This is a genomic window from Microcoleus sp. D3_18_C2, assembly GCF_036702395.1.
Classification (GTDB): Bacteria; Cyanobacteriota; Cyanobacteriia; order Cyanobacteriales; family Microcoleaceae; genus Microcoleus.
On sequence record NZ_JAUBTG010000016.1, the window covers coordinates 52,441 to 76,950 of the forward strand.

The 24,510-nt window shown below is 45.7% G+C and carries 18 protein-coding genes and 3 pseudogenes; 2 read left to right on the top strand and 19 right to left on the bottom strand.

The genetic code is table 11. The annotated features are described in order from the left end of the window. Positions 1-44: 44 nt before the first annotated feature. From nrdJ (QUA88_RS12650) to QUA88_RS12715, 15 genes and pseudogenes are all read right to left on the bottom strand, one after another. Positions 45-1,118: a ribonucleoside-triphosphate reductase, adenosylcobalamin-dependent gene (gene nrdJ, locus QUA88_RS12650; protein ID WP_333231792.1), complete on the bottom strand. Its 1,074-nt coding sequence runs from the start codon at positions 1,116-1,118 to the stop codon at positions 45-47. Positions 1,119-1,123: 5 nt separating this feature from the next. Then, the gene (locus QUA88_RS12655) at positions 1,124-2,158 is read right to left on the bottom strand and encodes an NUMOD3 domain-containing DNA-binding protein (RefSeq protein WP_333053676.1); all 1,035 of its coding nucleotides are present in this window, start codon (positions 2,156-2,158) and stop codon (positions 1,124-1,126) included. A 104-nt stretch (positions 2,159-2,262) separates the two neighbouring features. After that, the gene (gene nrdJ / locus QUA88_RS12660; RefSeq protein ID WP_333053677.1) at positions 2,263-3,507 is read right to left on the bottom strand and encodes a ribonucleoside-triphosphate reductase, adenosylcobalamin-dependent; all 1,245 of its coding nucleotides are present in this window, start codon (positions 3,505-3,507) and stop codon (positions 2,263-2,265) included. Between the two features lie 208 nt (positions 3,508-3,715). After that, positions 3,716-4,003 carry a hypothetical protein gene (locus tag QUA88_RS12665; RefSeq protein WP_333053679.1) on the bottom strand — a complete coding sequence of 96 codons (288 nt, stop codon included), beginning with the start codon at positions 4,001-4,003 and terminating at the stop codon, positions 3,716-3,718. Positions 4,004-4,425: 422 nt separating this feature from the next. Next, positions 4,426-6,588, bottom strand: a complete 2,163-nt coding sequence (locus tag QUA88_RS12670) for a DUF4394 domain-containing protein (RefSeq protein WP_333271973.1) — start codon at positions 6,586-6,588, stop codon at positions 4,426-4,428. A gap of 822 nt (positions 6,589-7,410) precedes the next feature. Further along, positions 7,411-9,105, bottom strand: coding sequence for a hypothetical protein (locus QUA88_RS12675; protein ID WP_333053681.1), 1,695 nt, complete (start codon positions 9,103-9,105; stop codon positions 7,411-7,413). A 193-nt stretch (positions 9,106-9,298) separates the two neighbouring features. Then, a complete protein-coding gene (locus tag QUA88_RS12680) occupies positions 9,299-10,252 on the bottom strand; it encodes an ABC transporter ATP-binding protein (RefSeq protein ID WP_333053682.1) in 954 nt (317 codons plus the stop codon). A 667-nt stretch (positions 10,253-10,919) separates the two neighbouring features. After that, positions 10,920-11,423: pseudogene (locus QUA88_RS29505) on the bottom strand (DUF6745 domain-containing protein); the annotation flags it as partial. A gap of 561 nt (positions 11,424-11,984) precedes the next feature. After that, a pseudogene (locus tag QUA88_RS29510) lies at positions 11,985-12,698 on the bottom strand (leucine-rich repeat domain-containing protein); the annotation flags it as partial. Positions 12,699-12,759: 61 nt separating this feature from the next. Further along, positions 12,760-13,335, bottom strand: coding sequence for a hypothetical protein (locus QUA88_RS12690; protein ID WP_333271980.1), 576 nt, complete (start codon positions 13,333-13,335; stop codon positions 12,760-12,762). A gap of 68 nt (positions 13,336-13,403) precedes the next feature. Beyond that, on the bottom strand, positions 13,404-13,544 hold the full coding sequence (locus QUA88_RS12695; protein WP_333208169.1) for a hypothetical protein: 141 nt from the start codon (positions 13,542-13,544) through the stop codon (positions 13,404-13,406). Next, positions 13,545-13,745, bottom strand: coding sequence for a hypothetical protein (locus QUA88_RS12700; RefSeq protein ID WP_333208170.1), 201 nt, complete (start codon positions 13,743-13,745; stop codon positions 13,545-13,547). Then, positions 13,742-14,041, bottom strand: a complete 300-nt coding sequence (locus tag QUA88_RS12705) for a BrnT family toxin (RefSeq protein ID WP_333208171.1) — start codon at positions 14,039-14,041, stop codon at positions 13,742-13,744. Before QUA88_RS12705 ends, QUA88_RS12700 begins: the two co-directional genes overlap by 4 nt. Before the next feature lie 94 nt (positions 14,042-14,135). Next, positions 14,136-15,176, bottom strand: coding sequence for an ABC transporter permease (locus QUA88_RS12710; RefSeq protein ID WP_333271984.1), 1,041 nt, complete (start codon positions 15,174-15,176; stop codon positions 14,136-14,138). A gap of 239 nt (positions 15,177-15,415) precedes the next feature. Continuing rightward, complete coding sequence (locus QUA88_RS12715; RefSeq protein ID WP_333271987.1) at positions 15,416-15,928, bottom strand: adenine phosphoribosyltransferase; 513 nt, start codon at positions 15,926-15,928, stop codon at positions 15,416-15,418. Between the two features lie 237 nt (positions 15,929-16,165). Here QUA88_RS12715 and QUA88_RS12720 point away from each other — a divergent pair, with 237 nt between their 5' ends. Beyond that, complete coding sequence (locus tag QUA88_RS12720; RefSeq protein ID WP_333231777.1) at positions 16,166-17,332, top strand: pyridoxal phosphate-dependent aminotransferase; 1,167 nt, start codon at positions 16,166-16,168, stop codon at positions 17,330-17,332. Between the two features lie 123 nt (positions 17,333-17,455). Here QUA88_RS12720 and QUA88_RS12725 read toward each other — a convergent pair whose 3' ends face one another. After that, complete coding sequence (locus QUA88_RS12725) at positions 17,456-18,229, bottom strand: RNA polymerase sigma factor SigF (protein ID WP_333053793.1); 774 nt, start codon at positions 18,227-18,229, stop codon at positions 17,456-17,458. Between the two features lie 462 nt (positions 18,230-18,691). Continuing rightward, the gene (locus QUA88_RS12730) at positions 18,692-19,534 is read right to left on the bottom strand and encodes a photosystem II manganese-stabilizing polypeptide (RefSeq protein WP_333053687.1); all 843 of its coding nucleotides are present in this window, start codon (positions 19,532-19,534) and stop codon (positions 18,692-18,694) included. 401 nt (positions 19,535-19,935) lie between these two features. Here QUA88_RS12730 and QUA88_RS12735 point away from each other — a divergent pair, with 401 nt between their 5' ends. Beyond that, positions 19,936-20,298 carry a hypothetical protein gene (locus QUA88_RS12735; protein WP_333053688.1) on the top strand — a complete coding sequence of 121 codons (363 nt, stop codon included), beginning with the start codon at positions 19,936-19,938 and terminating at the stop codon, positions 20,296-20,298. 67 nt (positions 20,299-20,365) lie between these two features. On the opposite strand, the gene QUA88_RS12740 is transcribed toward QUA88_RS12735, so the two are convergent. Together QUA88_RS12740 and QUA88_RS12745 are read right to left on the bottom strand one after the other, a co-directional pair. Beyond that, positions 20,366-22,036 carry a calcium-binding protein gene (locus QUA88_RS12740; protein ID WP_333053689.1) on the bottom strand — a complete coding sequence of 557 codons (1,671 nt, stop codon included), beginning with the start codon at positions 22,034-22,036 and terminating at the stop codon, positions 20,366-20,368. Positions 22,037-22,384: 348 nt separating this feature from the next. Next, positions 22,385-24,181, bottom strand: a pseudogene (locus tag QUA88_RS12745) (GAF domain-containing sensor histidine kinase); the annotation flags it as partial. Between the last annotated feature and the right edge of the window lie 329 nt (positions 24,182-24,510).

Genomic DNA, 24,510 nt, shown 5'->3' on the forward strand with positions numbered 1-24,510 from the left:
AATATCGAAGTAATTTCAGAAGTCGGGGATTTGGCTATTGGCTATTACATAGCCTTAGTCTCTGGCATCAAACACTTATCGGAATCGCAGCCCGCCGGCCCCGAATCCATCATTTCACCTAAGTCATAACGACTTAGTGCCGCATGAAAAACATCTATTTGGCGACGCGCTAAAGTCTCTTCCACCATCTTGGTGTAAGTTTCCTTGCTTATCGGTTCAAAGGGCAGACGCGGGAAAGTTTCAAGAGCATCAAACCGAGCTAAAAGCGCTGCGGAAATGTAGCCTTCATCATCGCGAATCGCTTCATAAATCCGAGTCCCCAAACTTTCCACTTCATTTTCGCGCAGTTCAATCGTGGCAGAAGTGTTATGTCTGACATAGAACTTTTGCACTTGCATATAAAAGTCCATTTGTGCCGCCGCTGAGAATTTGTTAATGTCAATTTCATCAGCACCGGGCAAGTCAGCCCAACTTACCGCAACAGGTATTTCTACCAGCCATTCTGTACAGCGTTCATCGAAGGGATTGTTCAGCAAATTGCCGTTTTCATCTTTGTCAGATTGAGACGGAATCACGTTGTATCCGTAGTCGATGCAGGCGAGGGCTACGGGGTCGTTTTTGCCGAAAGTGATTCGGCGAATGAAACGCTGGGCTTTCGGCGGATGCCAGCCGGGAGAAGCACCTGTCAGCAGAGATTTAGTACCCGATGGTTGAACCGTTGTGCAGCGATTTGGGCGTTTTAAGGAATGGCGATCGCAATAATCCCATACTACCCGATTCACAATCTCGCGCCAACCACTCAAATACTCTTCTTCCCGCTGTTTAAAAGCGATTCCTTGCGGAGTTTGCGGGCGACCTTCCACCCACCAGCGCAGCCACTCAACGCCAAAAGCGTGAACGAAGAAATCGAACAATCCCGTGAAAGAGACGCCGACAATCGGGTCGAGTTCGCGGCTGTATTGATAGCGGGGTTCAAGAAATTTGTGATTGAGAAGTACCGCCACAGATAGAGCCGCAGCCTTGAAAGCTTCCTCCTGTTCTTTGAAGTTGTAAGGGTCAATTTGATTGAGGTGAACCTCCGCCAAATTACAGTGAAAGTTAGAACCGATAATTTCCATTTTTGTTATCCTAAAGGCTTTTTATCCTCTAGTTCTACTGCTTTATTTTTCGCAGTAGCTCCGCGTACCTTTTGCGCGTATTCCCTCAAATAATAGAGGAGTTCCTTTCTGCTACATGGTTTACCTGTAACAATCTGACATATTGTTCGGATATCCAGAATGTTATTTTCTTTTTGTATTGAGTCCTGTAAAGCTTGAAAAAGCTCTTTTAGGTTATTCAACTTTACAGATAAGAGTGTCTCATAATTATCCAAGGCAAAAGCATGAGCTAATGTTTGAATATCAGAATTAGTTGTTGAAGTTTTTCCATGCTGTGCCTGAACAGAGCAATTTTTGGAGCAAAAACGACGCTTCGATACTTTGTGTTGTATAACTTCAAAACTGTTCTGACAAAATTCGCAAGTAAGAATAAATCTAGGTACTAATGCACCTGTTTTCTTGCCCTTGCGTGACTCATGGTATGCTTTTCGCTTGGCACTATTGACAAACTTTTCCTTGAAACTAGGATCTGCAAATCTTGCCTTCGCCTTAGCTTTGATTTTGGCTTTGGTGGTTTCAGATTGAGTAACGCCATACATAGGGTTTCTCTTTCCGAAATTATCCATGCCTCTTACCTTAGCATGAGATTTCCATTCCTGTTTCAAATGCTCAAATACAAAAGGAGTATCCTTAATGAGTTGTCTTAGATCTTTTTCTTGAAAAATAGTAACTTTTACATTGTACTCAGACTCAAATCGCTGAATTTTTGGCAAGTCGCTTTGATAATTAAAAACGCCTTTAATTTCGACATACTCACCATTTTCTAGAAGGAAGTCTGGTTTGTACCGAACTTCATTCGAGAGTAGATAGGTTTTATCTTCGTATGTCCAGCCAATTTCCATGTAGTCCAGGTATTTCGCGTAAATGTACTCAAGACTTGACCTTAAACAATGCTCACCGTAGAAACCTGAGTAGCCATAAAAGGTGCTTGTCATACGCGCCCCCACACTCTTGGAGAGATTATATTCTAGATTGCTTTTTTCATTGTAATCTAGCTTCACTCTCTACGCTGTACGGTGTCAAAAGCTTTTTAGTTCTTCTGATTACCACGGGATTAGCATTTCAGCTTTCCCCGTATTTGCGAGGTTTTTAACGTGAGGCAAAATTACTTACCACACGGGTTTAAGCCCAAACGAACTGACCGGTGTTCTAATTCTTCCGCAGTCATGTCAGGATAGCGTTCCTGGAACCACTGTTTAGCTTTTCCTTCGTCGTAAGCTTTCAAAAACTCAAGTTTAAGACTCGGTGTTGAAAGTAAATCAACGTTAGCTCTAGCTACAGCTTCACCAGCCCATTGAATTGCACCTTCACCAGAATAATACTGTTGGCGAACGGCATCAATACACTCTTCCCGCGTCGGTTTATGATGAAAAACGCGAGAGTGATTTGCCATTCTCAAAGCATCTCGATCGGGGTCGATTTTCCAGTTGCCATTTTCATCTTGCTGCCACAAATTATTTTTAGCATTTGCGCCCAGTTCATCACTCGAATCAAATTGACGAATCCCCGCGCTGCGCCTAATGTTGCCGGCGACGATCGTGACCGCCGCTTCATCAATCAACACGCAGCATTCAACTGAATTTAACTGCCGCCCTAAAGCTTTATTCAAAATTGCCGCGCAGCGCTGATAAAGGTCGGGCAATTTCACCGGATTTGCTACTCCGCCAAAACCTTTTAAAGGTTCTCCCACCGGGCGAACATCGCTCAAATCGATGAAAACTTGAACTTCTCCTGCAAATCTTTCATCTGTGGATAATTCCAGCAAACTTTGATAGGATTGTACCCAACCTTGGCGAGAATCTCCGACATAAATAGTTGCGGTTTTTTCTGCTATTTTTACTTCTGTTTCTTGACGGCGCGACTGGGCGGGTGTAGAGCCGATTTCGCCTTGCATGGTTAGGGTTAAACGGTTGCGAATCGGCGGCAGTTGGTTGATATATTGTGGTTCCAAGACTGCGCCGGTGCCGCAGCCCATCATTGCCAAATCCATTAACAAACCAAAGGAACGCCAGTCGAGAATATTTGTTGAGGAGCAATTATATGCGCCGGAAAAATTCTCTGGTTGCTCGATCCATTTGCTGCCACCTACCCACAGCCAGCGGCCTGAAGCGAGGGTTTTGAGCTGGTTTTGCATTCGGTGCAGCAGTTGTGTTTCTTCGGGGGTGAGGTTTCCCAGCTTTTGCAGCCCCTTGACTGTTCGATCGCACACTTCGGCCCAAGTCTCCCTTCCCGTCTCGGTACGGCGGCTGTAAGTCCTAAAAAATACGGGATTGGCGGCGGGTGCTGTTTCGGGGAAATCGGACAGGTTGCGTTTCTCGTTGGCACTCGATCGCTCTAATTCTCTAACCATAGGTTGTGTACTGACGTGTCGGAATAAATCAACAGACTACGAATATACAACAGGATTCAGATTTAGGGTAAAAGGTTAATATATTTGACAATTTGCACTAGATATGGGGCACAGAACTGTACAAACTCGATCGGGCGATCGGCTCAAAACTTGACAAAAAAACCCGATTTCTTCCAGAAACCGGGTGAAGCGCAAATCTTGTCAATTGTCAATTATTTGTCAATAAAAACTCAATATTCGGTAACAGCGGGTCTTGAACAACCCCCACGCCGTTAAAGCCCCAACGTTCGAGTAGCTTTTTTACCTGAGAACCGGAAATCGATTCTACTCCGAATCGATCGGCAACATCAGCAGCGTGGGCATTGAGATAGCTCAAAGCGTCATAGTCTTCGCGAAACATCAGCAGGTAACTCACTGCCGCATCTGGATTGGGATTCGCGGACAGATATTTGCCGTCACTGCGGGAACGTAGCAAGTAAAAAACTTGAGATAACATTTTATGTTGTGTCCGATCGATTAGTGTTGCTATGGGCGGGGGCGGGTTGATGAATTTGTTGGTTTTGAGGGAGAGAATACTGGTGAACCCGCCCCTACAAGATATGGCATTATATTATAATGGATCGACCCGACTTGATATTATTATCAAATTAACGATGAATTTATTTGATAGCGGATTGCGTGCGTGTGAGGTACATTCTCGATACCTTCCAACTTTCCTGAAGAAAAAAGGCTGTTCCATTCTCCCGAAACCCGCCAGGGAATGAATTCCCTGGCTAATAGCAAAAGTCGGTTAAAAACCGACTCAAATTCTAATTTTTAGTTGCTAATTTTTAGTCCTCTTTAGAGGACTTTCGCTATGAGACAGGGGTTTCAACCCCTGTCGGACTGTTGGACTGCGGGACTGTCGGACTGCACCATTTAAATCAAAGTTAGTGCTAAGCCTTTAATCCCTTGCCCGTCACCAATTTGACCGACAATCGAAGCTTGACCAGTCGTCAAATTGATATTGTATAGACTGGAAACTCCGCCAACCTCGATCGCAGCCAAAGCCGTCTCGTTACCGCCAACACTCCTGATATCAAAGCCGAGAACGGTACCAGCATCAATTCCCAAAGATCCGATCGTATTCAACACCCCATTATTCGGCGGATCTTGCCGCACCAAAATGTCTAAATTGGTGTCAATTGCAAACAGTGTCGTCGAAGCTGCCCCTGCAAAGTTATTCACATACGCAGCAGCCGCCGCCGCGCCGGGATTGCCAAAATTGCGATCGCCCGCAGCATAAGCCAAATTCCCGTCGAGTTGAACTCCCCCCGTCAGCGTGTCAACATCGACAATTGCCCCCGTATCCGGGTTGAGGCGGGCGTTTTGACCGGCTTGATTGACAAAGCGAATTCGATCGACTGTCGGATTGAAATCAAAACCCGCAGCCCCCGGAGTTAGGGGAACAGCAAACTGCCCGCTACCGACGGCACTGGCTTGCCCAGTAACTGGATTAATCGCGTACAAGCGATTGCTAGAACCCACACCGTATAGCACACCGTTAGCGGGGCGAAAATCAATTCCCAGCAAACTTTCTCCGGGCTGCAACCCTGTAACTGACACGTCACTGAGAATCGCCCGCGGTGCCGCTTCGTTAAAACCGACAATTGTTTCAGCGCCATTTCTGACAGTTAAGGCGTAAGCTGTAGGCAAAGGCAAAGCCAAACCGTTAATCTGTCTTCCGTCGGCAATTTGACCGACAAAGGAAGCTTGACCGCTGCTTAAATTGATATTGTACAAGCCGGAAATGCCACCGACTTCCAGCGCCGCCACAGCCACCTCGCGGCCGCCAATACTCCTGATATCAAAGCCGAGAACGCTAGTAGCATCAACTCCCAAAGATCCGATCGTATTCAACCCTCCATTATTCGGCGGATCTTGTCGCACCAAAACATCGAAATCGCTGTCAATTACAAATAGTGTGGTCGAAGTTCCCCCGGCAAAGTTATTCACATACGCAGCCCCTGCTGCAGCCGGATTTGACCCAAAATTGCGATCGCCCGCAACATAAGCCAAATTCCCGTCGAGTTGAATTCCCCCCGCCACCGTGTCAAAATCCACAAGTGCCCCGTTATCCGGGTTGAGGCGGGCGTTTTGATCGCCTTCATTGACAAACCGAATTCGATCGACTGTCGGATTGAAATCAAAACCTGCAGCCCCCGGATTTAGGGGAACAGCAAACTGCCCGTTACCGACTGGACTTGCTTCCCCAGTCATCGGATTGATAGTATACAAGCGATTGCTAGAACCCACACCGTAAAGCACACCATTAGCCGGCCGATAATCAATTCCCAGCAAACTTTCTCCCGCTGGCAATCCAGTTACGGGCAAATCTGTGAGGACACTTCCGGGATTGGAAAGACTAAAACCGACAATCCGATTAGCAGGAGTTAAAGCATAAGCCGTTGTCCGCGCTGGAGGCGGGGGATTGGGAACAACGCTGCTAATATTATTAGTGAAACTTGCCTGGTTAATCGCACTTTGTCTCACTCCTTGGAGAGTAGCGATAAATTCTCCTGTTACCCGGTCTTGAATAACAGTATTGTTTCCAGCTTCCAAAATATTTAAGTCGCTAAAACTGAGACCTTCCCCCAAACCGATTAAATCTGTACCGGGTGTAAAATCGGCGATCGCGTCCGCATTTGCCAAACTAACACCGCCACTGGTACGGAAAGGGTCAGCCTCAGCGTAGCGCCTCAAAACAAATAGGTCTGCCCCGTCTCCGCCTATCAGGATATCAGTATCTCGATCGCCCGACAAAACATCATTGCCGGAGTTGCCCGATATGGAATCGCTGCCTTTTCCGCCCACTAAAAAATCGTTACCTTCGCCGCCGTTAATAATGTCGTTATCTAAATCTCCAAAAAGCGAATCTTGACCAGAATTGCCATCAATTAAATCGCTTTGCTTACCTCCAAAAATACTGTCATTACCAGAGTTTCCGGCAATGGTGTCAGTGCCCATCAAACCAAAAATCAGGTCATCTTCTGGAGTTCCTGCTAGCAAGTCTGCTTGGGCGGTGCCTCTAATTTCTGCCATGCTCTAATCACCCTCTAAATTTGATACTTTTGTTGCCTAACGGCGGTGGTATTCTCAGTCAAAATATCACAAATTCGCACTTTTAGGATAGTTTTTCTTATTTTCGGCTGTAGGGGGGGGCTTGCCATACAAGTATTACAGGCAGCTAAAATGATATATAAACCCGCCCCCGGATTCAAATAAACCCAGTCCTAAAGACAGATCGCTTAGCCGTATTTTATAGTTGGGTGTGTAGCTGGCGGGGGAGCGCGGCTCAACTCCAAACAGGCAAGCTGAAATTTTTAGCGGTGCGAACCTATGAAATTTTGTACTGCGTTCATTAGTAATATACGCTGACTCTATAATTTTGGATCTGTAAGCTGTGGAGCATTTAAACGACTAACGAACCAGGTAAGGTGCGCCATTCGCGAACACTTACGCTTACAAGGGAAACGCTTATGTACGCTGGGCACCCTACAATCGTCCTTTAAATGTCGAACAGCTTACAGTCAGATTTTTTTTTCAACTTTAATCTTAAAGCCTGCGAAGGTGAGCTTTGTATGTAGCGGCGACCGCTATCGCTTAATATAAAGTCGAGTATAAATGCGGAATTGGCATAATAAGGAATGAGAATTAAATAACTTCCACTCTTGAAAGTGGGATGGGCGTCCCGCCCGTCATGAGTGGACGGGCGGGACGCCCATCCCACAATAACAATTAAAATTGTAAGTTATTTAATTCGCGCTCCTAAGTTAGTTGAACAGTCGTCTGAAGACGACTTAAGGTTTCAGGCAGGGGTTTAAATCCCGGCCTGAATCGGAGTTTCAAGTTTCCCCTGCTTTTTCAAGCTTTCAGCAGTGCTTTAGAAGCTGATTCCCCTGCGAGTCTCAGTTGCGATCGCAATTTGAGATTCAACAACAGCAACACAGTCCACTGACTGAGTATCGAAATCAAAATCGTAGTTCCAGATCCTATGTCAGGCGAAAAAGACCAAAAAATCGGAAAGGTTGAAGATAGCCAGAAGACAGGATTTTTTTCTGGAGTGAGCAAGAGCATAGATAAAATCACAGGTGGTAACAAGATAGCACCGCTGATAGTACCTACGGCCCAAATTTCCTGATTGCGGGTTTTGAGAAATAGGAATAGTTGGGTGATGGTTGCGTAGATGAGGATCAGATTGATACCGAGAATTACATTCCAAAATATGCTTGTGTGAGACTTTTCAAACTCGCCCCGATCTATTAAAATTAGTCCGCTGAGTAAAATGAAGGATGAGCTGAGAAGATTAATCGCGATCGCAACTACAGCCGGACTTTTTTCGCTCCAAACCAAATCGAGTAGTGGGTAACGTCGCCACAACTTGTGACCGCTGGGAACAATTTGTTGCCGATACCTTGCCCAATCATACAAAGATTGTCTCTCAGATGTTAAAGATGCTATTACAATTAAGAACATCACCAAATTCAATGTTAGCAAAGGAAAAGTTTTACCGTAGGCTAGGGGGTCAGATTGGAGTGCAAAGCCTAAGATAATGGGCTGACAGCAGATAACAGCAAAATAACTTTGTCGCTTGCTCAAAACTGTAGTAGTGGGATTGGGAAAACGGCGCTGCCATCCCTGCCACATCCAATAGGTTCCGATACTACAAATTGACAGAGACAAAATAATGCCACTTACAATATTTTTACCGATGGGCAAGTAAAACCATTGTAACTGGTGTATGTCTGCACCTAATGAATTAAATTCATAGTTATCCATTCTTCCAACAATTAGATATCTTAGGATGCCAATGGCAGATACAAATGTTCCTAAATCCCCAGCAGTTACTGTTAACTTCATGGTAGAGATTACAAACACAAACAAAGCGATACCGCTAGCCAACCAAGGTTGAAATCCTCCCAACCAACTGGTTGTCAATCCAAATAGCATCGCAGTGCTGTAGAATAAACTACAACTGGCTGCAATCGCCATGTAGAAGCATAAAATTTCATTCAAAGGTATTTGAGCAGCTAATCCACTGTATAGATGTAGTGGTATCGCCAGAATTGCTGCTAGATACACTAAAATAGGGACACCGAGAATTTTGCCAATAAAAATGGTGTTGGCAGATTGGGGACTGAGGCGAATAAAGTTGAGCGTACCCAGGCGTTCCTCCTTGTCTAAGTCACTGACGAGCATATAAGTCCCTGCTACTAATAGGACTAACACGCTAAATATACTCAGCCAAATAAATATTTCTACCCACCACTTGGGCCAATCAATTACTATATTACCCAAGGCATCTGTGAGACATTGTGTTCCTTGTTTCGTGTTAGTGGTCGTCTTTAAAACACAAAATCTGTTATAAATCGGTTCAGTACGATCGACATTACGAAGGGCAACGGGTAACTGGGCGCTGTAATACATGAACAGCAGCAGTTGAGGCCCTAACGAGAAAGCAGATGCGATCGCCATATTGCCAATATTCAAGCGGCCTTTGATTTCTCGAAATAACTGGGGATTCCAGTTGCCGACTTTGTCCAGTAAGTTGAGTGTCATGGTTGATTAGTTATTGGTAATTGGTAATTCTCTCTCTTCTCTTCCTCTGTGTCCTCTGCGCTCTCTGCGGTTAAATAATTCCGGTCCAACCGTAAAGAATATAACTCAGTTATAACTCACTGTTGAATTATTTTCAATAACGGGAAAGATGCCCGTTCCACAAAGAATTAATTTGATTATGGAAACGACTAAATTAAGATGCTTGCTGGTGTCCCATCTTGAGGAAGATGGTTTCTAAGTCTTCTTGAGTGCAGTGGAATTCGGTTAGGGGAATGTTGGCGGCGACGAGTTCGCGTAATAAATTGGCTGCATCTTCCGGGCTTCCTGAAAAATCAACGCACACCTGTTGAGTTTCCGGGATTATTGCCCAATTTTCTATCCAAGGAAAGTTTTTTAACTCGGATATTAGCGCTTCTAATTTATTTCCTAAAACCGACATCAAAATTTGCTGGCGGCTGAGGCGTTTGTAAAGTTCTTGTAAAGGTGCGCTTTCGACCAGATATCCGAGTTCCATGATACCAACCCAGGTACAAAGTTCGGCTAAGTCGCTGAGGACGTGAGATGATATGACTACAGTCATGCCCACTTGTTGCAAAAGTTTGATAATTTCGCGGAACTGCATTCGGGCGATCGGATCTAAGCCAGAAACCGGTTCGTCTAACAACAACAATAGCGGTTCGTGGATAATAGTTCTCCCCAAACTCAGGCGCTGTTTCATTCCCCGCGAAAGGGTGGAAATTAAGCTGTTGCGCTTGTTGGTTAGTTGCACGAGTTCTAACACGGAGTTGATTCGCTCTCGGCGGCGCGGTTGCTGGAGGTTGTAGAGTCGGGCAAAATAGTCTAAATAATCCCAAACAGTCAAGTCGTCGTAGAGGGGAAAGTCATCGGGAAGAAAGCCGATGCGCTGTTTGAGAATCGGGTGCGATCGATCGCGCAATAACCTATCCCCGTTGATGTAAATTTCCCCTGTAGTCGGTTCCTGGGCCGCCGCCAACATCCGCAGCAAAGTAGTTTTCCCGGCACCGTTGGGGCCGATCAGTCCGCATACTTCGCCTGCTGCTACTTGCAAATCGATGTCATTGACGGCTATATGGCGATCGAATTGTTTCGTCAGCCCGCGAGTTTCTATTGCTAGTGGTTTTGCCATGTTTGGAGGGTGAATGAAATTTTATCTGTGCATTCCTGGGAATAATAGGAGTTATATCGAGTCCGATTGACTTGAGGGGATTATTCGTGGGGGAGGGCGGGTTTATTTAACCTGTCTGCAAACGTTTAAGCCTACTGGCGAACCCGCCCCTACAGCTAATGGAGAATGCTGCAATATCTCAGATAGATCCGATCCGTTATTACAAACGCCATGTCTTGTAGGGGCAGGTTCACCGACAATAATTGCCGAAAACCGACAATCTCATAAACCTGCCCCCTCGACGACAAATCGCTAATCTACCGCACAGGATATTACGCATCAACACCAAAGAAACCGGGTTTTTGTCGCTTTTGGGTGCTATAATACCAATTTAATGTGAAGTTGCACATATCTCGATCCCCCTAAATCCCCCTTAAGAAGGGGGACTTTGATCGGAATCTTGTCCCCCCCTTATTAAGGGGGGCTAGGGGGGATCGGATTCTATGCAACCTGATAAAAAATTGGTATAACACGTCTTCTCAGAAAAAACCCGGTTTCTGGCCACCCGTGCGTAAATCCCGATCGAAATAGATGTCTACAGCTAGCCTAGCTCGTTCTTCCAGGAATTGTCATCTCGTTTCTGAAATTAAAACAAGGACATTCTCGATCGCTGAAATCCTTGCTAATATCAAGTCTGCACGGAAAATTCCTCTGGATCGATATCCCAATTGGCCCAGCCAATTGCCTCCCTCGCTGATGTCAGGTTAGGTGGAACTCTCAAAGCGTGAATGAATCCCGTACTCGGACAAGTCATTTTTAACAAACAAATCGGCTCGACATCGGCGTTATCTATTTGTAATAGTGCATATTCCTGCCAACTATCTATTTGTTTTGCTTGCAACTCTTGACAAATGCGATCGTAACCAATTCCTTCAATTAACACTCGCCGAAGTTCGGCATTCTCTTCTGTTAAAAGCCATTGCGATTGCCATTTATTTGGGTGGACTTTGCCGTATTCTTCAGGCAATCTGACGCCGTGATAATAGTAAAAATTCCATCCATCCGCAAACTCGATCGCAGGTTCTGCTTCCGCGTGCAAGCGGTTTTGACTGTCAAAGCGAAGGTGGCGGGGGCGATCGCACACCGCGCAAATCTTTTCAAAGGGAAATATCCAACCGCAATGCTCGAAAAGCAGCTTTTGGTAGTGATGTATTTCTTGTGCCTTTTGGGAAAGATTGACGCCTGAAGATATATACAATTCAGTTAAATAGATTTCTTTAAACAAAGTCGTGGAGGTTTGAGGGTAGTTAAGGTAGAACAAATCTTTGAAAAAAACATTCCATATCGTTCGTTCCGATCGCATATAGCTGTCAACCACTTTGTACATTGCCGAATTCAGTGTGCTGTCGGCTTCGGACTCGATCGTGATCCTATCGAGCTCATACTCCCACACCCACGAAATTGCAAATTCTTCCATAGGGGATATCCATATCTGGTTTAAATTTTCCCCCAATCTATTGCTGTATTCGTCTGAGCAGTTTTGTGAATGCTCGCGTTTGAGCCTTTTGAAGATTTGGGGACAAACGTCGCGGGGACTGCTGCAAATAATAACTTCGGGTTCTTCTAGGCCAATAGCGGCATAGACAACTTTGATGGCTTCTGTGGCTTTTTGACCATCAATTGGTCTAGTCGAGAGAGTAAGACGTTTCTGTGCGAGGAGGCCTAACACGCACAGATCGGCGGTAATTTGATTACCCTCGATATTCAGTTGTGTCAGATTGGTGAGCTTACGCAAGGCGCTGATATCGGTAATTCTATTCTCGTAGAGATTGAGTTCTGTCAGATTGGTGAGCTTACGCAAGGCGCTGATATCGGTAATTTCATTGTTGTTGAGATCCAGTGTTGTCAGATTGGTGAGCGAGCCTAGGAAGCTGATATCGGTAATTTGATTGTAGTTGAGATTGAGTTCTGTCAGATTGGTGAGCGAGCCGAGGAAGCTGAAATCGGTAATTTCATTCTTGTCGAGATCCAGTCTTGTCAGATTGGTGAGCGAGCCGAGGAAGCTGATATCGGTAATTTTATTGTAGCCCAGATGCAGTGTTGTCAGATTGGTGAGCGAGCCGAGGATGCTGATATCGGTAATTTGATTGTAGTTGAGATTGAGTGTTGTCAGATTGGTGAGCGAGCCGAGGGAGCTGATATCGGTAATTTTATTGAGGGTGAGATTCAGTGTTGTCAGATTGGTGAGCGAGCCGAGGGAGCTGATGTCGGTAATTCTATTGCCGCACAGATTCAGTTCTGTCATGCTTGAAAGTATCTGCTGGGCTGCTTCAGGGTCATCAGTGCCAGCCTTTTTTAACAACACTTTAACTGTGTGCCTTGCCCATTCTGAAAGACTGTCAATATGCCTGCACCAGTCGGCAAAGCTGCTAAAACTCATTGGCTCGTTTGGTTGTTTTTCTGACATAAAGCACTCCTAGATGGGGAATGGTATATGGGCATGGGGCATGGGAATATCGATCGCACTTTTAGGGTAGTTTATCGCGCAGTAAAAGCCAAGTGTTGAGTTTTTCATCTAAAACATATTTATCCGTATCAGAAAGTGCTGCAATAACTTTCAATCGATTTTTAAGTTTTCTTAACTCGCGAATTTCTGTAATAGGTAGCGTTTGCCAATTAGCTACCTTTTTTTCGACATCTTCCTGCGACTCTTTGATGTTATCCCAAAACCATTCTAAAATTAAGTTAACATCGAGAACAGGATGATCGGAAATTACTTCCTGTTTTTCTATCATCGCAGCCCGCAACATCATTGAGGAAATCGTAAAAGACTCGCCACTACCTGGTTTTTTCCGATCGGCATCACCGGCCTTGCGATCGTAAATTGCGATCGCGACTTCTGCCCATTTGCGATCGCACAAACCGGAACCATTTTGACCTTTTCGAGCCTTAGCCGAGGCAACATCCGCTAATAATAGCCAGTTAAACCCTTGTGGTTCGGTGGTTTGACCTGAAAATATGTTGTTCGCCCAAATCAGTACAGATTCGGCATTTTGTTCGAGAATGCGATCGAGGGATATTGTCGTAGGAGATTGAGTCATCATTTATCTACTCTACATATTCGATATCAGCATTATTTGGATCGACTCCGCCAAATAAACCGGGTTTTTATCTAATTTGCGAGCTGAAACGAAGTATTCAAGGGAAAAACCCGGTTGCTGACTATCCCTGCGTAAGTTCCTATCTCCTTTTGCGGTCGATCGCGATCGAACACTATCAGGCAAGCCACTTGAGAAAAAAATGGGTTTTTCACCTACTCAACACTTTGAATTAGTTTCATGTTATTTCTCAGCCATTCATTGACCAAAGCTTGAACCTCAATCTTTTTATGATCGGCAATTTTAGTCACAAAGTCCTCGACATCGGGTTCGAGATAAATGGGATAATGAAACGTAGCATCAGGATGGTAAAACTTGCCTTGCTCTGATGAAGAAAACTCATACTCTGATTTCATAATTTCCTCTCTTGATAAGGTTGGGTTTCAGTGGAATTAGCTTTGCGGGCTGAAATAATCCGAATTACACAGGAGGTGCGATCGGTTTGTTCAAAGGTATGGACAACAACCCTTAAAATTCCTGTTTCATCTAAACCTATGGTAATCCATCTATCTTCATCTTGACTGTGTTCTTCATCATAGATTGTTAATTGAGAACGATCGCGGAAAACAGTTGATGCCAAACGAAAATTTAATTGATGTTTGCGAATATTTTGCTTTTCTTTGGCTGGATTCCAATCAAAATTATAATCCAAAGCAATTTATCAGGTTAAATCGAGGTACTATCAAATTATAACACCAATTATAAGTTAGGGTTTTTCACCCCGCGTGCGTCCAGGACTAATTCTACTATTTCAAATCTTCCAGCTTAATCCGAGGATCGACAGCTTTCAGCAGCAAATCCGCCAACAAATTCCCCACAATCAACATCGTCGCACCCATCATCAAACTTGCCATTACTAAATACAAATCTTGATTGTTCACCGCCTCCAAAGTCAGCTTTCCCAAACCCGGCCAATTAAAGAAAAATTCCGCAATAAACGCACCGCTCAACAAACTAGCAAACTCAAAACCCAACAGCGTAATCAACGGATTAACAGCATTCCGCAAAGCATGAATGTAAATTACTCGATCGTCCGGCAAACCTTTAGCCCGTGCTGTTCGGATATAATCTTGACGCAGCACGTCCAAAAATTGTCCGCGCATCAATCTTTGCAAACCAGCAAAACCAGTAACGCTGAGGGCGACTGTTGGCAAAATTAAGTGCCAGCCGTAATCGAGGATTTGACCCCACCAAGGTAAGTCTGCGTGGTCAATACTTGTCATTCCTCCGACGGGAAACAGAGGCGAAGTATTCTGAGCAAAAAATAGCAGCAGCAAAGCTGTGATAAAGCTGGGAAATCCTTGTCCCGTGTAGCTGACTACTTGCAGAACTCGATCGACTGTGCGGTTTTGATTGACGGCGGCGACAATTCCCAAGGGAATGGCGATCGCCCAAGTTACAATCAAAGATGCGATCGCCATTAATAACGTCGCCGGTACCCGTTCCCACAGCAGCGAAGCTACGGATCGCTGATACACAAAACTCGTGCCAAAATTCCCCCGCGTCACAATTTGTTGCAGCCACAGCCAATACTGCACAATCGCTGGTTTATCTAAGCCGAACTGCTGTTCGAGTTGCTTGAGTGTCTCCGGCGAAATCTTGGGATTTTGGCTCAATGTATCCAAGTAATTACCCGGTGCTAGCTCAATAATTGCAAAACAAAGCATCGATGCCAAAAATAGGGTTAAAAGTGCCTGCAACAGTCGCTTGAAAACATAAGTAAATGTCTCGCTGCTAAACAGAGAACTCAACCCTCGCCAATTTTGATTCAATTTAAGAGAAGTCATAGGATTTTAGATTTTAGATTTTAGATTTTAGATTTGAAGAATTGTGAATGATATTAATGCCGGTTGCATCGGAATGATTTAACCACAGAGAACGCAGAGAACGCAGAGAAAGAGAAGAGAGAGATGAATAATTCCGATGCAAAGGTCAAGGATATTATTTGTCAGTAGTTTTTATTCAACTGTCAGCAGTCAACTGTCAACTGTTAACTGTCAACTGTCAACTGCCAACAGTTAACTAACTAATACTCCACTAGCGTTACGATCGGCACATCGGGCAATTTCTGCCGGCCGCCCAAAGCCTGCAATTCAATGATAAAAGCAAAACCGACAAGCTCGCAGCCAGCTTGTTCCAACAATTTAGCCGTCGCCGCGGCTGTTCCGCCAGTGGCGATTAAATCGTCCACAATCAGCACCCGGCTGCCCGCTGTCATCGCATCTTGGTGCATCTCCAGTCGATCGACACCGTACTCCAACTCGTACTCAGCAAAATGAACCGCACCGGGCAGTTTCCCCGGTTTGCGGACAGGAATAAAGCCTATTCCCATTTTATAAGCCAAAGGCGCGCCAAAGATGAAGCCCCGCGATTCCATGCCCACCACATAGTCAACAGACATTGCAGAGCATTTTTCGGCTAAGCTGTCAATGGTGTAGCGGAGCCCTTGCGGGTCGCGCAGCAAAGTTGTAATGTCTCGAAACAGAATTCCCGGCTTCGGGAAATCAGGAATGTCGCGAATCAGAGATTTGAGATCCATAAGCTTGCAGATCGGCGTTGAGGGTAACGAGGCATCAAAAATGCTACAATAATAACGTCAAAATTGAAAAATTAAAAAATAAAAATTAAAACTAAGAGCTTTTTTAATTTTTATTCTTTAATTGCTTAATCCTTTACGTACTATGTAAACAAATGTCATAATTCCCTAACAACAGGGTTGAATATCACGATTTGTCGCCCTATGATCTAAAGTCAAAAATCTAATATCTAAAATCCAATGATTAAGTTGGCAGCACGAGTGGGTGAGGTTACTCCTTCTATAACCTTGGCGATCGCCGCTAAGGCTAAAGCCATGAAGGCCGAAGGGATTGATGTCTGTAGTTTGAGTACGGGAGAACCCGACTTTGATACCCCCGAACACATTAAAGCAGCGGCAAAACAAGCTTTAGACGCGGGGAAGACTAAGTACGGCCCTGTGGCTGGGGAACCGCAGTTAAAAGCTGCGATCGCCCGCAAACTCCAATCCGACAACAATCTCCACTATCAACCAGAAAATATCATTGTCACCAACGGCGGCAAGCATTCCCTCTACAATCTGATGATGGCTCTGATCGAGCCGGGAGAGGAAGTAATTATTCCGGCTCCCTACTGGCTAAGCTACCCAGAAATGGTCAAACTCGCTAGCGGCAAGCCAGTAATTGTACGGACTGATGCTTCTACAGGATATAAAATTACACCGGAACAACTGAGTCGAGCGATTACTCCCAAAACCAAGTTATTTGTACTGAATTCGCCTTCTAATCCGACGGGAATGGTGTATACTCCGGCGGAAATCAAAGCATTGGCCGAGGTGATAGTCGATCGAGATATTTTAGTCGTTGCTGACGAGATTTACGAAAAAATTATATATGACGACGCCCAGCACGTCAGCATCGGTTCCCTGGGCAAAGAAATCTTCGATCGCACCCTGATCAGCAGCGGTTTTGCTAAAGCTTACTCGATGACAGGCTGGCGAATCGGTTATTTGGCCGGGCCGATCGAATTAATCAAAGCCACCAACACCATTCAAGGTCACAGTACCTCAAATGTCTGTACCTTTGCACAGTACGGTGCGATCGCAGCTTTGGAAAGCAGTCAAGAGTCTGTCGAAACAATGCGTCTAGCTTTTGCCGAAAGGCGTCAGGTAATATTTGAATTACTCGATGCTGTCCCTGGAATTAGCTGTATTAAACCAGACGGTGCTTTCTATATGTTTGTCAACATCAGCAAGACTGGAATGAATTCTTTGGAATTTTGCGACGCTTTTTTAGAAAAGCAGCAAGTAGCAGTTATTCCGGGGATTGCTTTTGGCGCAGATGACCACATTCGCTTGTCTTACGCTACCGATTTAGGCACCATTAAAAAAGCCGTAGAAAGGCTCGATAAATTTGTCCGCAGCATCTAAAAATTAGTCTGTTGACTGTTAACGGTTAACTGTTAACTGTTAACGGTTGACTGTTAACTGTTAACTGTTCACAACTGACAACCAACAACTGACAACTGACAACCAACAACTGACTAATAATAACTAAAGCTGTTTAGTCATAATCTCTTTGAGCAAATCCAGCCCCTTCTTAACTCGCCGAGAAACTGTCACCGCACTGATACCCAAGCGTTCAGCCGTTTCCTTCTGAGTCAAATCGTAGAGAAAAACAAACTCCAATATCTCGCGAGTCCGTTGTTCCAACATAGCCAAAGCTTGCTGTACGCGAATTTGATCCTCTTGCGCCAACTGAAAACTCCGATACTTGCTATCGGGTACCAATTCTCCCAGACAAGTCGCCCCCTCGTCTTCATCTTGCATCGGCGCGTCCAAACTCAGAGGCGATCTGTTGAGATGGGCCAACTTAATTTCTTGCCATTCTTGTACAGAAACCTCAAGGGCTGCTGCTACTTCAGCATCCGTAGGTTTCCGGTTTAACTGCACCTGCAACTCCTTGATCGCTGCTACTGATTTGCGTTCCAGGGACTGCCAGTGGCGGGGAAAGCGCACCGAAGGGCTTTTGTCGCGCAAGTAGTGTTGAATTTCGCCCCGTATGTAGGGAATTGCAAAGGAACTAAAAGCGTGTCCCTTGGCGATATCAAACCGCTCGATCGCCCTGATCAACCCAATACATCCGACTTGCAGCAAATCGTCGTAGCTTTCACCGCACTGGTTGAGCCAGTGGTAAACTTCTTTTCTGACCAGTCCAACATTCAGTTTAACTAACTGATTGCGGATTTCATTCGATCCAGAAAGTTGGTACTCGCGCAACAATTGCAAATTTTCGCTTTTTAGCTCGTTCGGCACTGTGGTAGACATGGTGACATAAGGGTTGGTAGAGCAGAGGACTGAAGTTGCTTTAGATATAGTTTCCAATCTAGTCTAAAAAAATTCACTTTTAGGTAGTGTAATCCTAGCACTTAATCGGTGTGATAGCGGACACACCCGTTTAACTTTCCGAAGGTGCAGGGATTTAGCTGAATTATCCGAAGGTTTTCCGCATAAGGCAGAACTTTATCAGGTAGAAGACTTTCGAGACAAGCCAGAATTAAACCGGGATTTTGCCCAAGTATATTATAATCTGAAAGCGGTTTTAATACAATACTTTAATTAATTAAAAATTCCAACTTAATAAGTTGCGAATGACCACAGTTTAACCATAAATTTAGTCATTAGTCAACAGTCCTAAGTTATATTGCTCGAGACTGTTGGCTAATGAAGAGGGAGCAGGAGCTTTACGGCCAGAAACTGCTCAAATTCGATCGATCCTGAAAGCCAATTTTATGACACAGAAGGCTCAATGCGAGCGTAAAACAAACCCCGAATTTTCACGTCCAGAGCCGGTCTAGCTCCCAAATCAGTATCAGAAGGCTGCGTGCTCTCAAAAATCCCGCCAACTTCGCCTGTGGCGCTGTTGACTTTAGCAACTTGGAGAGAAATTTTGCCGGCCTTGGTGCGAGTGTCAGCAACCTTAACATTAGCCCGCACCCGTTTGGAATTGTCACTAGCCGGAAGCGCTACAGCATTGTCGTAGCCAGTCGATACCCCGCGGGCTTTAGGGTCTAAAAAGCCTGCGCTGCGGTAAGAAGGAACGTTAAACTCCCCTCTCAAATCGGTGGAAGTATTGATAGCAACCACTCCGGGTTCGGAACTTGCCACTAGCTGTTTAATGGTAAACAAGAAAGGTACTTGCTCTCCGCCCGGTAATTGAATCGTAATAGCTTGAAAATCCAAGCCGTCTTCTTCTGTGAAAGTCAGAGTTCCATCAGTACCGACCTTGAGCGTACCTTGAACTTGGTCAATGCTCGACGTGAACCGGGTCAGCAATTTACCAGGCACAAATTCCGCTTCTTGGCGTTTGTTTGCTGGTTCTTCCTTCACAAAATAAGTTGTGGGCTGCAAACACAAACCAGTCAGTTTATAGGTGGCGCCCGCTTCGATGGGGATCGATCCCCGAGAAGTTTCTGCCAAGCTAGGGCAGTTATTAGCCAAGCCAGTACCTCTAATCTGGTCGTAGGTGAGCAACTCAGTAGTTGCCACCGTCGTGTCAGAAGCAGAAGAACAAGCAACCAGCGCACTCATGCAAAAAGCTAAAAGTGCAACAATTAAAGCACGATATTTCATTGCAAACCTCAATATCCAACATCGGATTATATTAAGAAAAAGCCCTAGTTCGAGCAAAATATAATTGCCCGCCGGCAGGCTAGGCCAGCGCTTAGGGTAGCATTTAGATCCTGATCCCTCGCTTCACCGAGACCGGCATTGACTCAAAAAATCAAGCTAGTGCGTCGTGAAAATAAGCATGAACTTATGATTTCTCAATCATGTTCGGATCGCAGCCCAATACACATGGTACGACGGGTTGTGCTCTTTTCCTGACTTGGACTGCAAATTAATATTGCTTAAGTCAACCTACTTAAGTTACTTTGCTTATGACCCCGAATGGCGATCGCGACTAGCTCGATTAGTCGGTTGACCAAAAGGCTGGGGACAAAGGCCTTGTAGATTTCAAAGGAAGCAGCAGTATGGACAACGGCAAAGATTTAGAGTCAGAAAAGTTGCAGTCTCAAATGCAATCGCTGACAGAGGCGATTCGGACTTTAGGCGAAAGTTGTCAGGGAGACAGTCTGCTGCTTTTGGCCCTGCTGCGGAGGCTGGAAGCTTCGCACCGGGAAATTCGGGACGGTTTGTTTCAAGCGTCTTTTCCCGACAACCGCCAAGCACTTTACAAACTGCTCAGGAATATTGAAGCCAATGGCGGCTGGCCTTACATCCACCGCATGAAACTTCGATCGCTCTTGGAGTATAGCCAACAATTATCTCCCCTAGAAGATTCTCCAGCCGAGTCGCCAGAAGACTCGGCCGAAACTCCCCAGGACGTTAAATAGTTTTGAGTTATGAGTTTAGTGAGTTTTACATTAACTCATAACTCATCACTAAACTGCGCGATCGCACCTACAACCCGAAAGGTGGAGGGACAGGTGTAGGAAAAGGTATCAGGTTCGGCACCGTCGGGAATATCGGCGTCTGGCCCGGCATTGGCAATAGTCCGGGAGTCGGAGTCGGGGCCAGAGAACTCATTGACACCAGAGGCGAATCATCAGGCGGGCTAACTGTCGGTGCAGTAGGAATCCTCGCAGCAGTTGGCGTCGGAGTCGGAGTCGGTGCTGCTGTGGGAGTCGGAGTCGGCGCAGCAGTTGGCGTCGGAGTCGGCGCAGCAGTTGGCGTCGGAGTCGGCGCTGCTGTGGGAGTCGGAGTCGGTGCTTCCGTGGGAGTCGGAGTCGGTGCTTCCGTGAGAGTAGGCGTCGCTTCGTCCGTGGGAGTTGGAGTCGGTGCTTCCGTGGGAGTTGGAGTCGGTGCTTCCGTGGGAGTTGGAGACGGAGTTGGAAGTGATTCTGTAGTTGAAGTTTGAGGTTGAGTTGGATCTGTAATTGTGCTTGTAACTGTAGTTGTAGTTGTAGTGGTAATGGTGGTTGGCCTGGGAGTAGCCGTCCCAGTCACAGCGATAAAATCATTCGCTTCGATTAGCGCCGCCGGAGTGTCGATCAAAATTGCTAAAAGCTTGCCGTCGAGCGTCGTAATTACTGTATCCCTGACATTTGCACCGTTGCCTTGGGTAACTAGCAGTTGAGCGAAAGATAAATTGCTCGGCAGTCCAAAGAAATCCTCTGTGTCATTGTAATCAGTAATTAAAGCCAGACTGCCAGGCCCGGCTCCCAATCCAAAGACATCGCTGCCGCTGCCGCCAGTCAGAGTATCCGAACCCTCGCCTCCGATTAAAGAATCATTACCCTCTGCTCCAAATAAATTGTCATTGCCGAAACCGCCCAAAATTGTATCGTCGCCGATACCTCCAGCCAAGGAGTCATCGCCAAAACCGCCGTCGATACCATCATTACCTTTGCCACCAAACAAAAAGTCATTGCCTTCATCTCCCAGTACCGAGTCGTCGGCTTCATCGCCGCGAAGGGTATCGGAACCGGTGCCGCCAAAAACTGTATCGTCAGCCTTGCCGCCGAATATCTGGTCATTACCAGCATCTCCGAAAAGCGAATCGTTGTCAGCATTGCCGTACAAAGTGTCGTCGCCGTCGCCGCCGGTCAAATAATCGTTGCCCTCAGCGCCCAACATTTGATCTCTACCACTGCCGCCGTTGAGAGAATCGTTCCCCGCATTCCCGTAGAGAAAGTCGTCATCAGCATTGCCGAACACGGAATCGTCGCCGTCATTCCCTGTGAGGGTGTCGTTACCAGTACCGCCGGCAATTACATCAAAGCCTCCGTTGCCAAAAACTAAGTCGTCCCCGGCGTCTCCCAACACGCTGTCTATCCCGTCGTTGCCTTCGAGGATGTCGTTGCCCAAACCACCGCGAATTGAGTCGTCGCCGTTTCCGCCGGAAGCAAAATCGCGGCCTTGGTTGCCAATAAGTTCGTCATTTCCTTCACCGCCAATCAGCGAATCTGCTCCGTCACCTCCCAGAAGCTGGTCGTTGCCGCCGTCGCCCTCTAGGGTGTCATCTCCTCCCGCACCCAGGGCCGTGTCATCGCCATCTAAGCCGCGAATTCGATCGCTCAGCGGAGTTCCTAGAATAAAGTCGTTGCTGTCTGTGCCGATCAGGTTTGCCATACGGGATACACCGCTCCTAAATCAAATAAATTGTTTGAAATTATATTAATCACCTTCGTGACAAGGGATTGCTGCTTGCCTACGTTAGCATAGTTGAGATTGTGGGGATCAGGCGAAGGGGCGCGGGAAGTTTTGTCCCTGTTCGGAGTTGCGATCGGGGCTGGTATAAGGCCCGATTAGTCATTAGTCATTAGTCATCAGTCATTAGTCATTAGTCATTAGTCATTAGTCAACGGTTAACGGTTAACCGTCAACAGTCAACAGTCAACCGTCATCAGTTAACAGTCAACACTCCTCAGTCATCAGTCAACCGTCAACCGTCATCAGTTAACAGTCAACAGTCAACTTTTATTCGGTAACAGGTAACACTATCTCAAATTGAGTTCCCTCTCCCTGATGGGAATTCACCTCAATTGTTCCGCCGTGGGTTTCGACTACAATCTGGCGGGCGATCGCCAATCCTAACCCAGTGCCTTTTCCTACTGCCTTCGTTGTGAACAGATGGTCAAAAATCCGCTGTTTCACTGCTTCGGTCATGCCCGCCCCGTTATCGGCAATCTGAATTTTGATGTGTCGATCGCCCGACTGACTGGTACGAACTGTGATACAGTGGGGATAGGCTTTCAGAGCCTCGAAACTACCTCCTTGGCTTGATTCTTCTAGAGCATCGATCGCGTTAGCAAGCAGGTTCATAAAGACTTGGTTCAGTTGACCGGGAAAGCATTCGATTTGAGGGAGATTGCCGTAGTCTGTGACGACTTCGATCGCAGGATGGTGTTCGTTGGCTTTCAGCCGGTGTTTCAAAATTAAGATAGTGCTGTCAATGCCCTCATGGATATTAAACGGAACTTTGTAGTCTTTATCGGCTCTGGAGAAGGTGCGGAGGCTGGTGCTAATGCCGCGAATGCGATCGCACCCCACTTTCATCGACAACAGCATCTTTGGCAAATCTTCTAAGGCATATTCTAAATCAATATCCTCAGCATCTTGTTCAATTTCATCGCCAGGGTCTGGCAGTTTTTCTTGATATAATTTTAAGTGGGCAATCACATCTTTAATCGTGGTGGTTGCTTCCTCAATATTGCCGCTAATAAAGCCGACAGGATTATTAATTTCGTGGGCTATTCCTGTGACTAAATTGCCCAATGTGGACATTTTTTCGCTTTGCACGATCTGTAACTGTGCTTGCTGCAAATCAAAGAGCGATCGCTCTAATTCTTGTGCATAAGCTTGAGATTGCTGGTACAATCGAGCATTTTCTATAGAGATAGCCGCTTGGGCGCACAAAAGTTGGATGACTTCAGTGCGATTTTCTGTAAATGCACCAATTGTCAAGTTATTTTCTAGATATAGCAACCCGATTAATTTACCCTGATTTAAAATTGGCACGCACAGCACACTTTTGGGCTTTTTCTGCATCAAATACGGATCGGCAATAAAATCGTTTTGTACTGCAGCATTATCCAAAACCACAGTTTTCCAAGTCCGCTTAACATAGTTGACCACAGCAGCGGGAACCTCGTCGCTGGCTGACAGCGGTACAGATATTGAGATGACATCTTGATGGAAGGAGGCTACAGCTTCGATCGCGAGATTCCCATCCTTAAGCAACAGGAGAACTGCTTTTTTTGCTCCGGCATTTTCCATCACCACAGACATCAGTCCAGCTAGCAATTTTTCTAATTTAATTTCACTCGATAGAGTTTGGGAGGCTTTGAGAATAGCCGCGAAATCGAGGGTTTCGTAAATACTGTCGCACCTCGATAAAATTCGTGGGAATGTTTGAGGTAAGATTGACGATTTATTGATTGGGTGGAGGCGAGTTTCGCTGATTGCCAAACGGTTTTCTATTGCGTGCAATAGGGGAGCAAGAAGTTGGGGATAGCGTTTTTCTAAGTCATCGATTTTGGCTTTTGCACCCCAGCGATCGTAACAGTAATAAGCCTCTTGCATATAGGCTTGGGCCACTTTTTCTTTGCCCCAGTCGAGGTAGAATTTAGCTGCTAGTTCGTTAGCGAGGGCTTCTTCTTGGATGTATTTGTTTTCTTTCGCTCCAGAAATAGCGCGATCGTACATTTCAATAGCTTCTGCCCTCTGTCTGGCAACTCGGTATTTCTCTGCTTCTACCAACTGCCACTTATGCAATTGACACTCCCCGACCTAAAAGTGCGAGGATTCTTAATTCAGCGACTAACCTTTAAGTGTTGCGTCATGAAAGGCAATATTCAGACCTTTTAACCGTAGAAAACTACCAATTAACGAGCCTGATTCGCAGCCACCCCAGCGGGTCTATCTCCAAAAGCGTACTAGGATATTTACCTAGAGTTTGGGTATGCCCTACCCTACTTAACAATCCTAAAAGAATAGTTTGTTTTAACTGGTTTAAGGTTTAATTCAACCTCTAGCTGTTTAAAGAGTTTTCGCTGCTCTGCGTCCCCCGGTTTATACCTAAAAGTGTGTCTTAACTGTTTCAC

Excerpts from the sequence above, each read along its gene's own strand:
- nrdJ (WP_333231792.1), bottom strand. The coding sequence starts at position 1,118 with ATGGAAATTATCGGTTCTAACTTTCACTGTAATTTGGCGGAGGTTCAC.
- nrdJ (WP_333053677.1), bottom strand. The coding sequence starts at position 3,507 with ATGGTTAGAGAATTAGAGCGATCGAGTGCCAACGAGAAACGCAACCTG.
- QUA88_RS12665 (WP_333053679.1), bottom strand. The coding sequence starts at position 4,003 with ATGTTATCTCAAGTTTTTTACTTGCTACGTTCCCGCAGTGACGGCAAA.
- QUA88_RS12670 (WP_333271973.1), bottom strand. The coding sequence starts at position 6,588 with ATGGCAGAAATTAGAGGCACCGCCCAAGCAGACTTGCTAGCAGGAACT.
- QUA88_RS12675 (WP_333053681.1), bottom strand. The coding sequence starts at position 9,105 with ATGACACTCAACTTACTGGACAAAGTCGGCAACTGGAATCCCCAGTTA.
- QUA88_RS12680 (WP_333053682.1), bottom strand. The coding sequence starts at position 10,252 with ATGGCAAAACCACTAGCAATAGAAACTCGCGGGCTGACGAAACAATTC.
- QUA88_RS12690 (WP_333271980.1), bottom strand. The coding sequence starts at position 13,335 with ATGATGACTCAATCTCCTACGACAATATCCCTCGATCGCATTCTCGAA.
- QUA88_RS12700 (WP_333208170.1), bottom strand. The coding sequence starts at position 13,745 with ATGAAATCAGAGTATGAGTTTTCTTCATCAGAGCAAGGCAAGTTTTAC.
- QUA88_RS12710 (WP_333271984.1), bottom strand. The coding sequence starts at position 15,176 with ATGACTTCTCTTAAATTGAATCAAAATTGGCGAGGGTTGAGTTCTCTG.
- QUA88_RS12715 (WP_333271987.1), bottom strand. The coding sequence starts at position 15,928 with ATGGATCTCAAATCTCTGATTCGCGACATTCCTGATTTCCCGAAGCCG.
- QUA88_RS12720 (WP_333231777.1), top strand. The coding sequence starts at position 16,166 with ATGATTAAGTTGGCAGCACGAGTGGGTGAGGTTACTCCTTCTATAACC.
- QUA88_RS12725 (WP_333053793.1), bottom strand. The coding sequence starts at position 18,229 with ATGTCTACCACAGTGCCGAACGAGCTAAAAAGCGAAAATTTGCAATTG.
- QUA88_RS12730 (WP_333053687.1), bottom strand. The coding sequence starts at position 19,534 with ATGAAATATCGTGCTTTAATTGTTGCACTTTTAGCTTTTTGCATGAGT.
- QUA88_RS12735 (WP_333053688.1), top strand. The coding sequence starts at position 19,936 with ATGGACAACGGCAAAGATTTAGAGTCAGAAAAGTTGCAGTCTCAAATG.
- QUA88_RS12740 (WP_333053689.1), bottom strand. The coding sequence starts at position 22,036 with ATGGCAAACCTGATCGGCACAGACAGCAACGACTTTATTCTAGGAACT.